This is a genomic window from Microlunatus sp. GCM10028923 (assembly GCF_042666975.1).
Taxonomy (GTDB): domain Bacteria; phylum Actinomycetota; class Actinomycetes; order Propionibacteriales; family Propionibacteriaceae; genus Microlunatus.
In genome coordinates this window covers 204567-216706 of the sequence record NZ_JBHTFF010000001.1, presented here as the reverse complement: position 1 = coordinate 216706, position 12140 = coordinate 204567, and the positions used below count along the sequence as shown (strand labels likewise).

The following is a 12140-nucleotide window of genomic DNA, read 5'->3' as shown; positions in this document are numbered from 1 at the left end:
CGACAACCCCACACCACCGACCCCCGAGAACGCAGGGATGTCGACAACCCCACACTACGGATCCCCGGCAACGCGGGGATGTCGACAACGCTGCACTCCGGTCGCCCGACGACTCGGCGATGGGCGGGCGAGTCGGGGCCGGGTGAGGTCCTAGGGAGTTCAGGGGTGCGCCGTGGGTCCCCGAGCGGCTGACCGACCCGCCGTCGCTGCGCTGGTTAGGCTCGTGAGGTGCACTTCGAGGAGCGGGTCGAGAACGCGTTGTCGGACATGGCCCGGCTCGATGTCGATCTTCATTTCGTCGCCGAGCCTTGGCCGGACCAGGCCCGGGCCCTGGCCCGACGGGTCGCCGCGCAACCGGCCGTCGAGCGCGGGCCGCTGGCCGGGACTCCGTTCATGATCAAGGACGGGACCGGGCTGGAGACGCCGATCGTGCAGCGGCTGGTCGCGGCCGGAGCGGTACCGATCGGGACGACGACCCGGCCCGATCCTCGGGTCGATTCCCAGACCTGGGGCTGGAACGGGCGTGATCACACCCGCAACCCCTGGTCCCTGGAGCACAGCTCCGGCGGCTCGTCGGCCGGCTCCGCGGTGGCGGTCGCGGCCGGGGTCGTCCCGTTCGCGACCGGCGGCGACAGCGCCGGATCGTTGCGGATCCCGGCCGCGTTCTGCGGCGTGGTCGGGTTCAAGGGCACGGTCGGCCGGATCCCGCGGACCGGCGGCCGGGGCCTGGCCCAGTTGACCTGTGCCGGCGTCATCGGGGCCACCGTCGATGACGTCGTGGCCGCCGTCCAGGTCGCCGCCGGCAGCCACCCGCTCGACCCGACCGCGCTGCCCGCCTGGCAGCCGACCGTCCCGGCAAACGAACGCCCGCCCCGCTTCGCGTTCTCCGCCGAACTCGGTTTCGCCTCACCGGACCCCGCCCTCGCCACTCTGGTACGAGATCGCCTGCAGACCCTCGCCGACGAGGGCTCGCTCGACCTGGTCGACCGCCCGGTGGCCCTGAGCGACCCGAGCGAAGCCTGGCACACCCTGCACGCCCTGGACCGCGGCCGCGAGGTCGATCATGCGGACCTGCAGGCGGCGCTCGCGTACCGCAGGGAACTCGAACGCACGCTGAGCGAACTCTTCGCCGACGTGGACGCGTTGATCACGCCGACCACCCCGCAGACCGCGTTCCGGTACCGGAACTACCAGGAGCACGTCGCCTGCGACCTCTGCTGGGCGTTCAACCTCTCCGGCCATCCTGCGATCACGGTCCCGGTCGGACGGCTCGACGGCCTGCCGGTCGGCGCACAGATCGTCGCCGCGCCGCACCGGGACGACCTGGCCGTCCGGGTCGCCCGCCCGATCGCCGTGCCGCTCCCCCGACCACCCCACTCGGCCGAGGGATTCAGCTGACCCGGCGGCGAACCCAGATCGCGAGCGCCTCGATGGCGAGGATCACCACCAGGATCATGATCATGCAGCTGGTCACGACCTGGTAGTTGAGCACCCGGTTGGCGTTGGTCATGTAATAGCCGATGCCGCCGGCGCCGACCACGCCGAGGTTGGTCGCTCCCCGTACGTTCACGTCGAGCTGATGCATCACGTGGGCGACCACGGACGGCGCGGCCTGGCGCAGGGTGGCGGCCCCGAACACCTGCAGGCCACCGCCGCCGGTGGACCGGACGGCCTCCTGGACGGCGACGTCGGTCTCCTCGATCGAGTCGGCGATGATCTTGCTCAGGAAGCCGACCGCGCCGAAGGAGAGGGCCAGCGCACCGGCGACCGGGCCGAGTCCGGTGATCACGACGATGCAGATCGCGATGATCAGATCGGGGAACGCCCGGACGCCGACGATGATCACCCGGCAGAACGTCGCGATGCCGGGCCGGGGTGCGACGTTCCGGGCCGCCAGGACGCCGATCGGGATCGCGGTGACCAACCCGATCAGGGTCCCGGCCAGGCCCATCTGCACGGTCTCGACCATCGCGGCGAACAGCTTGTCGCCGATCCCGCCGAGCCCGGGCGGCAGGTAGAGCGAGCTCACGTGCAGCGCCTGCTGCAGCCCGCCGGCGAGCTGTTCCGGGGTGATCTGGGCACCGGCCAGCGAGGCGCCGATCACGATCGCCGTCAGCAGGTACGACAGCGTGCGGCCGACCCGCTCCGCGTTCCACGGCGGGCTGATCCGGCCACCTGACCCGGCCGCCGCTCCCGGAGCGACCGACCCCGCCGATCCGCGGACCCAGCCGCCGGACGCCCGGTCGGCCCGGTCCCGGAGCCGCCGCACCCAGGCCAGCGGTGATCGCCGGACCGAGGCCCGGCCGAGCAGGGCCGTCCGGATCAGCCCGGACAGCAGCTCGGTGACCAGGCAGATCACCAGCAGGATCATCGCCAGCGCCAGCCCGCGCCGGTAGTTCATCGTGTTCAGCGCGCCGGCCAGCTCGAGGCCGATCCCGCCGACCCCGACGAAGCCGAGGATCACCGAGCCGCGCAGGTTGATGTCGAACCGGTGCAGCGCGGTCGCCACCAGGGCCGGGCCGAGCCGCGGCAGGATCGCCCCGGTGAGCTGCTGCAGCCCGGTCGCCCCGGTGGCCCGGAGCGCCTCCCGCGGGCCCGGCTCGAGTTCCTCGATCGCGTCCGCGTACAGCTTGCCGACCATGCCGACCGAGTGCAGCCCGAGCGCCAGGATGCCGGCCAGCGCGCCGAGCCCGAAGATCCGCAGGAAGAACATCGCCAAGATCAACTCGGGCAACGCGCGGGCGACCACGATGATCACCCGGGCGCCGCCGCGGGTGACCGAGTTGATTGTGGTGTTCCGGGCGGCCAGCAGCGCGACCGGCACGCTGAGCAGCACCGACAGGACGGTCGCGCAGACGACGATGGCCAGTGTCTGTCCCACCATGACCAGGATCTCCTGCACCGGCGGGAAGTCCAGCGGCACCACCCGGCGCAGGAACGCGATCGCGTAGTCGATCCCGTCGATCATGGTCGCCAGATTGATCTTGAGGTCGATGATCGACCAGATCGCGGCGCCGAGCAGGCCGAGCAGCACCACGTTCATGATCACGTGGCCGAGCGGCGTCCGCGGCCGCGGCGGGAACCGGACCGGCTCGCCGCCGCTGCCCGAGCCGCCGCCGCCCGTACCGACCCCGCCCGCCACCCCGGACCGGGTGTCCACTGCGGTCATCGGCGCTACCCGGCCAGCGCCGGCAGTCCCACCCGGACCGGCCGGGTCGGTGCCGGGGCGCCCTCGGGCTCGGCACCGACGGAGCCGTAGATCTCCATCGCCTGGTCCCGGGAGAGTCCCGCCGCCGCCCGATCCAGCACCACCGCACCGGACCGCAGCCCGACGATCCGGTCGGCGAAGTCGAGGGCCAGCTCCACCTGGTGCAGGCTGCACAGCACGGTCAGGTCGTCCTCGGCCCCGATCTCGCGGATCAGCTCCATCACCTGGGCGCTGGACTCGGGATCGAGCGACGCGACCGGCTCGTCGGCCAGCAGGATCTTCGGGCGTTGCACCAGCGCCCGGGCGATCGCGACCCGCTGCTGCTGCCCGCCGGACAGTGTGTCGGCCCGCTGGAACGCGCGGTCGGCCAGCCCGACCCGGTCCAGCTGCTCCAGCGCCTGCCGGCGGACCGAACGCGGATACATCGCCAGCCCGAGCCGGGGCCCGATCAGCGAGCCGAGCAGGCCCGTGCAGACGTTCTCCAGCACGGTGCACGGGCCGACCAGGTGGAAGTTCTGGAACACGAAGCCGATCTGCCGGCGCAGTTCCCGCAGCGACCGGCCGCGGGTGCCCGACACCTCCGCGCCGAGCACCCGGACCGTCCCGGTGGTCGGCTGCTGCAGCCCGTTCACCTGCCGGAGCAGGGTGGACTTGCCGGAGCCGGACAGGCCGAGCAGCACCACCACGGTGCCGGGCTCGACCCCGAAGGTGACGTCGTCCAGCGCCACGGTGTCGCCGAACCGCTTGCCGACGCCGTCGAATTCGATCACCGCCGAGTGGCCGGTCATGATCAACTCACCTGGCAGGAGTCGGACTTGGTGATCGTGCAGACCTCGCGGATCCCGTCGTAGGTGGAATCCTCGACCGGCTTGAAGCCCCAGGCGCTGGTGCTCTCCTCACCCGGCAGCGGGCACGCGTCGGCGCTGTCGCAGTAGCCGTTGGCCGACAGCCAGTCGACGTTGAGCTTGTTGGCGAAGATGTCCGTGAGCTTCTCCTTCAGCGGCGCCGACAGCGAGTCGCTCATCACGATCGGCGAGGACGGGATCAGAGCCGACTTCCAGACCTCGGACACCGCCCCGTCGGCGACCTGGCCGCTCTTGCTGAGCTCCTCCGGCATCGAGTCCTGGGAGAACCCGGCCTCGCACTGCTGGTTGGCGATCGCGATCACCGACGAGTCGTGGCCGCCGGCGAACACCGGGGTCACGTCCTTCTTCGGATCGAGGCCGGCCTCGAGCAGGCCGGCCGAGGGATAGAGATAGCCCGAGGTCGACGTCGGGTCGACGAAGCAGACCTTCTTGCCCTTGAACCCGGCCAGGTCCTTGATCGGCGAGCCCTTCGGCACCCAGGCGGCCGAGTGGTAGCCGCCGGTCGAGTCCTTGGTCTCGGCGAGGAACCCGAGCGCCGTGATGCCGACGCCGCTGTCCTTCGCGACGACGTACGAGAACGGGCCGTAGGACGCCAACTGCACCTTGCCGGCCCGCTGGGCCTCGATCACCGCGGCGTAGCTGGTCGCCGGCTGGAACTCCACCTTCTTGCCGGTCTCCTTCTCGATCACCTCCATCACGAGCTGGTACTCCTCGTCGATGTTGTTCGAGTTCTCACTCGGGATGTGACCGAGCATCAGCACCTCCGGGTCGGTACCCGGCTCCGGTCCGGCCACCGCACTCTCGCCACAGCCGGCCAGGAGTCCCGCCCCGGCCAGCAACGCGGCGGCCAGCACGGCCCGTCCCTTCCTGGTCGCGATCGCGACCTTCCCCCTGTACGGGCCGACGTTCATCTGGGCTCCTCGCGAATCGGATCGTCACTGCCGTCGTCGATCTCTGTCCGCGCCCGGCCTGACGCCCACCTCAGGACCAGGTGAACAATCGGAAATCCTCGCTGACAATCGCCGCCGGTCAGGCGGACAACTCCGTTACGGGGTCATTCCTCCAGCTCAAGGACCATCCGGACCAGATCCGGCCGGGTCCAGGTCGTGCTGCACATCAGCTGCCGCGCGTCGTTCCGGTTCCGGGTCAGGCTCTCCACGATCCAGGTCGGCCGGGGCCCGTCCTGCCCGAGTCGCTCGCCGACCGCGGCCGGCGGGGTGTCCAGCCCGATCCGGCACCAGGCCCGGACGGGGTCGTACCCGCGACCGCGGAGCACCTGGTCGAGCGATTCGATCACCCGCAGGCCGACCTCGATGTGGTCGCAGACCTCGAGGCTGATCCACTCCTCCGAATAGCCGGACACCTCGTCGTCGATGTAGCTCATCCGGATCAGGCGCTGCGCCTCGGTGCCCGGCGCGAGGCCGAGCCGGTCGGCGACGGGTTCCGGCACGGCGCGCAGTTCGGCCCCGACCAGATGGGTGTACGCCTTCGCACCGGCACTGGCGATCGTCTCGTGCAGCGACGGCCGCCGGCTCCGCGAGATCACGTAGTCGATCCGCCGGTTGACGAACGTCCCCGAGCCCTGCACCCGGCGGACCAGATATTGATCATGGAGTTCCTTCAGCGCGGCACGCACCGTGCTGCGACTGACACCGAACCGCTTCATGATCGCGTGCTCGCCGTCCAGCCGGTGCCCGGCCGGCAGTTCGCGGATCTCGGCCGCCAGCACCGCGGCGACTTCCCGGGACAATTTGGCCACCATGTTTCGACGATGAGCCTTCGACCTGCCCTCCGGGCGAGCGGCGCTCGACGACGGACTGAACCCGACCTGAACGTGACTTGAACGTCAGCGGTGCCGGAGCCCGTCGAAGATGATCTTGGTGGTACGGTCTCGCAGCTCGGCGCTCCAGCCCGCCGACAGGGCGGCCTGGCAGGTGCCGATCAGCAGCGCCATCACCTCGGGCACCTCGATGTCGCGGCGCACCCGGCCGGCGTCCTTGGCCCGGTCCAGCAGCGGCGTGATCATGGCCTGCAGGGAGCCGATCGGCTTGTCGACGCTCAGGTCGACCCCCTCCAGCGCCAGCGCGTCGACGACCGATTTCCGGCCGGCGGCGATGGCGACCAGGTCGCCGAAGAAGGTGAAGAACGCGTCGGGGTCGTCGCCCTCGTTCATCCGCTCGGCCAGCTCGGCGACCCGTACCCAACGGTCCTTGACGATCGCCGAGAGCAGGTCGCGCTTGGTCGGGAAGTGCCGGAAGACGGTGCCGACCCCGACGCCGGCGACCCGGGCGATCTCGGCCGTGGAGGCCGTCGGGCCGGACCGGTCGAACACTTCCTCGGCGGCGGCCAGCACCCGCGCGCGGTTGCGGACGGCGTCCGCGCGTTGCCTGGAGACCGGAGGAGTCGGTTCGTTGCTCGGCACAGTAAGGCGAATCTACCGAGTCCGGCCCTCCTGCGGCCGCGTTCTTGAGAAACGGAGTGATCACTCCATATACTCGGATCAAGCGGACTGATCAGTCCGCTTCGCTCGATGGGAGAGAAGGACCCCAATGACCCCCAAGGAGATCTACCTGCGCCAGCTCGAACTGGCGATCGCCGGCGACCGGGACGCCCAGGCCGCTCACTACGCGCCGGACGCGGTCGTGCACTTCCCGTTCGCGCCGGCCGGAGTGCCGGACCGGTTCGACGGCCGGGACGCGATCCGGGCCATGTCCGTCGCCCTGGACCGGGTCCGCGGCACCACCGCGCCGGTTCCGGAGGAGTCGAACCTGACCGTGCACGAGACCACCGACCCGGAACTGATCATCGCCGAGCTCGACGCCGTCGTCGTCGATCCCGGCAGCGGCGCCCGGCACCGGTTCCGGCAGCTGCACGTGGTCCGGGTCCGGGACGAGCTGATCATCGAGCACCACGACTACTTCGCCGGCGCCTCCGCCGAGATGGTCCGGCAGGCCCTGGCGACCCCGCCCGCACCCTGACCCGGCGAACCCTTCCGCACCCCGAGCCCGCGAACCCTTCCGCACCCCGAGCCCGCGAACCCTTCCGCGCCCTGAGCCTGCGAACCCTTCCGCGCCCTGAGCCTGTCGAAGGGCCAAGCCAGAGCCGCCTCATCCCTTCGACAAGCTCAGGGACCGCAGCACCCCCTTGACCTGCAACCGATTGCATGCCACCGTTTCTCAATGCAGGCACTGGACTGGGTGATCGTCGGCGGCTACTTCCTGGTCATGATCGGGATCGGGCTCTGGGCCAAGGCCCGGGTGAAGAACTCGGCCGACTACTTCACCGCGGGCGGCCGGATGCCGTGGTGGCTGTCCGGGATCTCGCACCACATGTCGGGCTACAGCGCGGCCGTCTTCGTCGGGTATGCGGCGATCGCGTACACGGAGGGCTTCGTGCTCTACGTGTGGTGGGCGATGGGGATCACGGTCGCGATGGTCGTCGGGGCCTTCCTGTTCGCGCCGCGCTGGCCCCGGCTCCGGCAGCGCCTCGACATCATCTCGCCGCTGGAGTACCTCAAGATCAGGTACAACCTGCCGACCCAGCAGCTGCTGGCCTGGAGCGGTACGGCGCTGAAGGTGTTCGACGTCGGCGCGAAGTGGACGGCGATGGGCATCCTGCTGAACGTCTTCGCCGGGGTCCCGCTGGTCTGGGGCATCCTGCTGACCGGCGGCGTGACGCTGGTCTACTCCACCGTCGGCGGGCTCTGGGCCGACGCACTGACCGACACCGGCCAGTTCCTGATCCAGTTCGTCGCCGGGATCGTGCTCTTCGTCGTCGTGCTCACCTCACTGGACGGCGTGGCGACGCTGTGGACGTTGTGGGACCGGCTGCCGGAGGGCCACGGCGACGCGTTCAACGGCCAGTACACGGTGCTGTTCGTCGCGGTCTACCTGTTGATCAACACGCTCTCGTACAACGGCGGCACCTGGAACCTCGCCCAGCGCTTCATCGCCTCGCCGACCGGCAGCACCGCGCGCCGGGCCGCGCTCCTGTCGGCCGGGCTCTACCTGGTCTGGCCGTTGATCATGTTCTTCCCGATGTGGGCGGCGCCGCTGCTGGTGCCGGACCTGGCCGACCCGTCCCAGGCCTACGCCCGGCTCGCCCTGCAGCTGCTGCCCGCCGGCCTGGTCGGGCTGGTGCTGGCCGGGCTGTTCTCGCACACGATGGCGATGACCGGTTCCGACGCGAACGCGATCTCCTCCGTCGTCACCCGGGACATCCTGCCCGCCCTCTGGCGGCGACGGACCGGCCTCAGCACCAGGACCGAGCTGACGGTCGGCCGGATCGCGGTGTTCAGCTTCATCGCCCTGAGCATGGTGATCGCGCTGACCTCGGGCTCCTTCGGCGGGGTGCTCGGACTGTTGATCACCTGGTTCGGCGGCCTGGTCGGCCCGATCGCCATCCCGATGCTGCTCGGACTGTTGCCGGCCTTCAAGCGGTGCGGGCCGGGCGCGGCGATCATCTCCTGGGCGGCCGGGCTGGCCGTCTTCGTGATCACCAAGTTCGTCCTGCCGAAGCAGATCGCCGCCCTGGCCCCGGACCAGGCGACCGCGATCACCGTCGGCGGCCCGGTGCTGGTCGCGCTGGTGATCTTCATCGTGATCGGCCTGGTCCGGCCCTGGCGCAACGCCGAGGCGGACCGGCTGGTCGACTCCCTCGGTACGGACGCCGAGGCCGAGGCCACGGCTCGATGATCTCCGGCCCGCGGCGGATCGCGATCATGGTCGGCGCCGCCGTGCTGGCCCTGGGCCCGCTCGGTTGCGCCGCGTCGGGTGATCCGGTGATCGAGGTCGGGCCGGCGACGGCCCGGGCCGACCAGCCGGTCACGATCCGGATCAGCGGGCTCCGCGCCGGCGCCGAGGTACAGCTCGCCGTCCGGTCGACGGATGCGGACAAGATCACCTGGGAGTCGACCGGGACCTACACGGCCGGCCGGGACGGGGTGGTCGACCCGGCCGTCCTGGCTCCCACCGCCGGTACGTACACCGACGTCGACCCGATGGGCCTGCTCTGGTCGATGCAGCCCGTTCCCGCGTCGGCCGAGCCGGTCCGCTACGCCTGGCCGGCGGGTCCCGCGACGTTCACGATCACCGCGTCGCTGGACGGCCGCGCCGCGGCGGCCCGCGACGTCACCCGCACCCTCTACTCGGGCGGCCGCGAGCGGCAGCCGCTGGACCTGGACCGGGACGGGTTCATCGGCAGCTACCGGCCGGCGGCGGAGTCGACCGAGCGGCGCCCCGCCGTCCTCCTGATCGGCGGCGCTGAAGGCGGCCTCCGTACCACCGTCCTCGGTGACGCCCTCGCCGAACGCGGCCTGGCGACCCTCTCGGTCGCGTACTTCGGCCTGCCCGGTCTGCCCGAAACCCTGAACGAGATCCCGCTGGAGACCTTCGAACCGGCGCTGCGCTGGCTCCGCCGACAGCCCGGCGTCGACCCGGACCGGATCTGGACGATGGGCGTCTCCCGTGGCTCCGAGCCGGCCCAGCTGCTCGCCGCCCAGCACCCGGACCTGATCCACGGCGTGCTGGCCACGGTCCCCTCCGGCGTCGTGGTCTGCGGCTTCCCCGACTGCGACCGGTCGGCCTGGACGCTCGGGTCGAAGCCGCTCCCGTACGGGCAGCCGGGCAACCCCGAGCCGGCCGAGCAGGCCGCGATCATCCCCGTCGGCCGGATCGACGGCCCGGTGCTCGCCGTCTGCGGCGGCGCCGACCAGCTCTGGCCCTCCTGCCGTCACGCGGAGTCGATCATGAACCGGTTGGACCAGGCCGGCCACCCGGAGCACCGGCTGTGGTCCTACCCCGAGGCCGGGCACGGGCTCGGCGGGCTCCTGCCGTACACGCCGGTGGTGCCGTCCGACGACAGCCGCGGCACCAGCCCGGCCGCCAACAAGCGCGCCGAGGCCGAGGTCTGGCCCCAGGTGATCGACTACCTGCTGCAGCACTGACCGGTGAATTCTCGACGAACAGTCGGTGCCCGGCCGGACGCCGGAGCTTGATCGTCGAAGACTGATCAGATGCGCACCAGATTTGCTGTGGGCCTGGTCGCCGCGGCCCTGATCCTGCTGTTCGTCCAGCCGGCGGCTGCCGAGAACGCGGCGACGCTGTCCGGGACGATCACCGCCGCCGGCGGCGACCCGGTGCCCGGCGCCGAGGCCGAGCTCTGCCGGTTCGACGAGGACGGCACCCCGACCGAGACGCGCCGGCTGGGCATCGCCGACGAGAAGGGCCGGTTCATGATCACCGGCGTCCCGGACGGCGACTACACGTTCCTGTTCCGCGACCCGTGGTCGACCCCGCAGAACGGGACCCGGCTCCTCGTCTCGCGCTGGTACGGCGATGTGAAGGCGCTCGGTGACGCCTGCTGGCAGAACCCGCAGAGCAGCGCCAAGCGCTTCACCGTGTCCGGCGGCGACCTCACCGGACTGGACGGTGCCCTTCCGATCGGCGGTCGCCTGATCGGGTTCACCAACGACACCCTCGGCGAGCCGGTCAACGACCTGCAGGTCAACTACACCGACTCGAGCGGCCTGAGCCACGGAGTGCGCTCGGGCTGGCCCACCGGCGGCGAGTACCGGACCATGCTGGTCCTCCCCGGCCGGCAGCAGGTCACCTTCTTCGACGGCCGCACCGGCGCGAAGTTGATCAAGACGGTGGAGGTCGCCGCCGGTACGACGACCAGGCTGGACGCCGACTTCGCCGACCCGACCCTCGACCCGGGTCTCGGCGGGCCGGAGATCCGGGCGCCGCGAACGCTCGCGAAGGGTGCCCAGCTCGAGGTCGTGAACCCCTGGTACCACCCCAACGCGACCCTCCGGTACACCTGGCTGCGCGACGGACGGCCGATCCGCGGCGCGACCGACCGGGCCTACCGGCTGACCGCCGCCGACGCCGGCCGCACCGTCGGCGCCCGGGTCACCGCGAGCCTGTCCGGCCACGAGACGGTCACCGTCGACGCCTCCGGTCCGGTCCGCCTGAAGCCGCGCGACTCGACCACCGGGCTGGTGCTGTCACCGTCCTCGGCGCGCGGTGATCAGACCAACGCGCTGCGGGCGCAGGTGCACGTGTCGGTCGAGTCCGGCGCCCCGGCGGGCAAGGTGATCATCTGGGACGACTCGCACGGCGAGGAGCAGGGCCACCACATCAAGCTCGGCGAGGGTCGGCCCAACGAGCTGGGCGACGTGATCATCGCCTTCCCGAGCAAGCTCGCCCTCGACGGTGGCTTGGCCTACGCCGAGTTCGTACCGGACGATCCCGAGGTCAACGCCTCGTACTCGGCCGAGCAGCCGTACGCGATCCGGTAGCGAACCGGGCCAGGCCCGCGATCACCGTGTCGATCATGAACCGGTAGAAGGCGTCCCGCTGCTCCTCGGCCTCCGCCGCGCCGGCCGCGAAGGGAACCACGAGCGACTCGGCGATCAGCGACAGCCCCTCGCTGTCGGCCCCTTCGCGCCGGAAGTCGTTCATCATCGCGGCATGATCACGCGGGCCGTCGCCCTCATGGTCGAGCCGGTCGTCGGTGATCGAGATGGTGAGCAGCGCGGAGTTGATCAAGGCGCCGTAGGCGAATCCGACCCGATCGCCGAAGCCGGCCCGGCGCAGCGCCGCCACGCCGCCGTCGACCACCTGCAGCAGCGCAGGGAAGGTCGGGCCGTGCATCAGCAGCCACTTCGCGGTGCCCGGATAGGCGGCCAGGATCGGCCGCAGGTCCAGGAGCAGGGTCCGGAACCAGCGGGCCCAGCCGAAGCGGGCGGACGGCGGCCGGAGCGGCGCCACGACCCGCTCCACCACGTGCCGGCAGAGCAGATCCTTGCCGCCGACATGGTGATAGATCACCGACGGCGCCACCCCGAGCTGACCGGCGAGATCACGGATCGACCAGCGGAACAGGTGCTGCCCGGCCGACAGCCGGACCGCCGCGTCGATCACCGACTCCGGCGTCAGCCCAGTGTGGAAGGGCGCGGTCGCAGGTCCGGGCACGGGGTCACCTCCTGGGTCGGTCCCCCAGTCTGACCGATCGGCCCGAGCGAACCGCTAGAGGTAAGGCTTGCCTTCAAGGTCCGATTCGCC

11 protein-coding genes are annotated in these 12140 nt (G+C 71.2%); 5 read left to right on the top strand and 6 right to left on the bottom strand.

Annotated features, from left to right (window positions below):
* The first annotated feature begins 228 nt into the window (after window positions 1–228).
* Window positions 229–1398 (top strand): amidase family protein, encoded by a 1170-nt coding sequence (locus ACFQU4_RS00995; RefSeq protein ID WP_377485765.1) that lies wholly within the window; start codon window positions 229–231, stop codon window positions 1396–1398.
* Here the strand turns inward: ACFQU4_RS00995 and phnE are convergent.
* From phnE to ACFQU4_RS00970, 5 genes are all read right to left on the bottom strand, one after another.
* Window positions 1391–3169 carry a phosphonate ABC transporter, permease protein PhnE gene (gene phnE, locus ACFQU4_RS00990; protein ID WP_377485763.1) on the bottom strand — a complete coding sequence of 593 codons (1779 nt, stop codon included), beginning with the start codon at window positions 3167–3169 and terminating at the stop codon, window positions 1391–1393. The genes ACFQU4_RS00995 and phnE overlap by 8 nt on opposite strands.
* 5 nt (window positions 3170–3174) lie before the next feature.
* Window positions 3175–3996, bottom strand: a complete 822-nt coding sequence (gene phnC, locus ACFQU4_RS00985; RefSeq protein WP_377485761.1) for a phosphonate ABC transporter ATP-binding protein — start codon at window positions 3994–3996, stop codon at window positions 3175–3177.
* A 2-nt stretch (window positions 3997–3998) separates the two neighbouring features.
* Window positions 3999–4985, bottom strand: a complete 987-nt coding sequence (locus tag ACFQU4_RS00980; RefSeq protein WP_377485759.1) for a phosphate/phosphite/phosphonate ABC transporter substrate-binding protein — start codon at window positions 4983–4985, stop codon at window positions 3999–4001.
* Between the two features lie 143 nt (window positions 4986–5128).
* Complete coding sequence (locus ACFQU4_RS00975) at window positions 5129–5836, bottom strand: GntR family transcriptional regulator (RefSeq protein WP_377485757.1); 708 nt, start codon at window positions 5834–5836, stop codon at window positions 5129–5131.
* Between the two features lie 84 nt (window positions 5837–5920).
* The gene (locus ACFQU4_RS00970) at window positions 5921–6496 is read right to left on the bottom strand and encodes a TetR/AcrR family transcriptional regulator (RefSeq protein WP_377485755.1); all 576 of its coding nucleotides are present in this window, start codon (window positions 6494–6496) and stop codon (window positions 5921–5923) included.
* 127 nt (window positions 6497–6623) lie between these two features.
* Here ACFQU4_RS00970 and ACFQU4_RS00965 point away from each other — a divergent pair, with 127 nt between their 5' ends.
* The 4 genes from ACFQU4_RS00965 (at window position 6624) to ACFQU4_RS00950 (ending at window position 11374) form a co-directional block, all read left to right on the top strand.
* Window positions 6624–7052 (top strand): nuclear transport factor 2 family protein, encoded by a 429-nt coding sequence (locus ACFQU4_RS00965; RefSeq protein WP_377485753.1) that lies wholly within the window; start codon window positions 6624–6626, stop codon window positions 7050–7052.
* 201 nt (window positions 7053–7253) lie between these two features.
* Window positions 7254–8768, top strand: coding sequence for a sodium:solute symporter family protein (locus ACFQU4_RS00960; RefSeq protein WP_377485751.1), 1515 nt, complete (start codon window positions 7254–7256; stop codon window positions 8766–8768).
* A complete protein-coding gene (locus ACFQU4_RS00955; protein WP_377485749.1) occupies window positions 8765–10018 on the top strand; it encodes an acyl-CoA thioesterase/bile acid-CoA:amino acid N-acyltransferase family protein in 1254 nt (417 codons plus the stop codon). The genes ACFQU4_RS00960 and ACFQU4_RS00955 overlap by 4 nt, the downstream gene beginning before the upstream one ends.
* 69 nt (window positions 10019–10087) lie before the next feature.
* A complete protein-coding gene (locus ACFQU4_RS00950; RefSeq protein WP_377485747.1) occupies window positions 10088–11374 on the top strand; it encodes a carboxypeptidase-like regulatory domain-containing protein in 1287 nt (428 codons plus the stop codon).
* Here ACFQU4_RS00950 and ACFQU4_RS00945 read toward each other — a convergent pair.
* On the bottom strand, window positions 11331–12050 hold the full coding sequence (locus ACFQU4_RS00945; RefSeq protein WP_377485745.1) for a TetR/AcrR family transcriptional regulator: 720 nt from the start codon (window positions 12048–12050) through the stop codon (window positions 11331–11333). The two genes, ACFQU4_RS00950 and ACFQU4_RS00945, sit on opposite strands and share 44 nt — an antisense overlap.
* Between the last annotated feature and the right edge of the window lie 90 nt (window positions 12051–12140).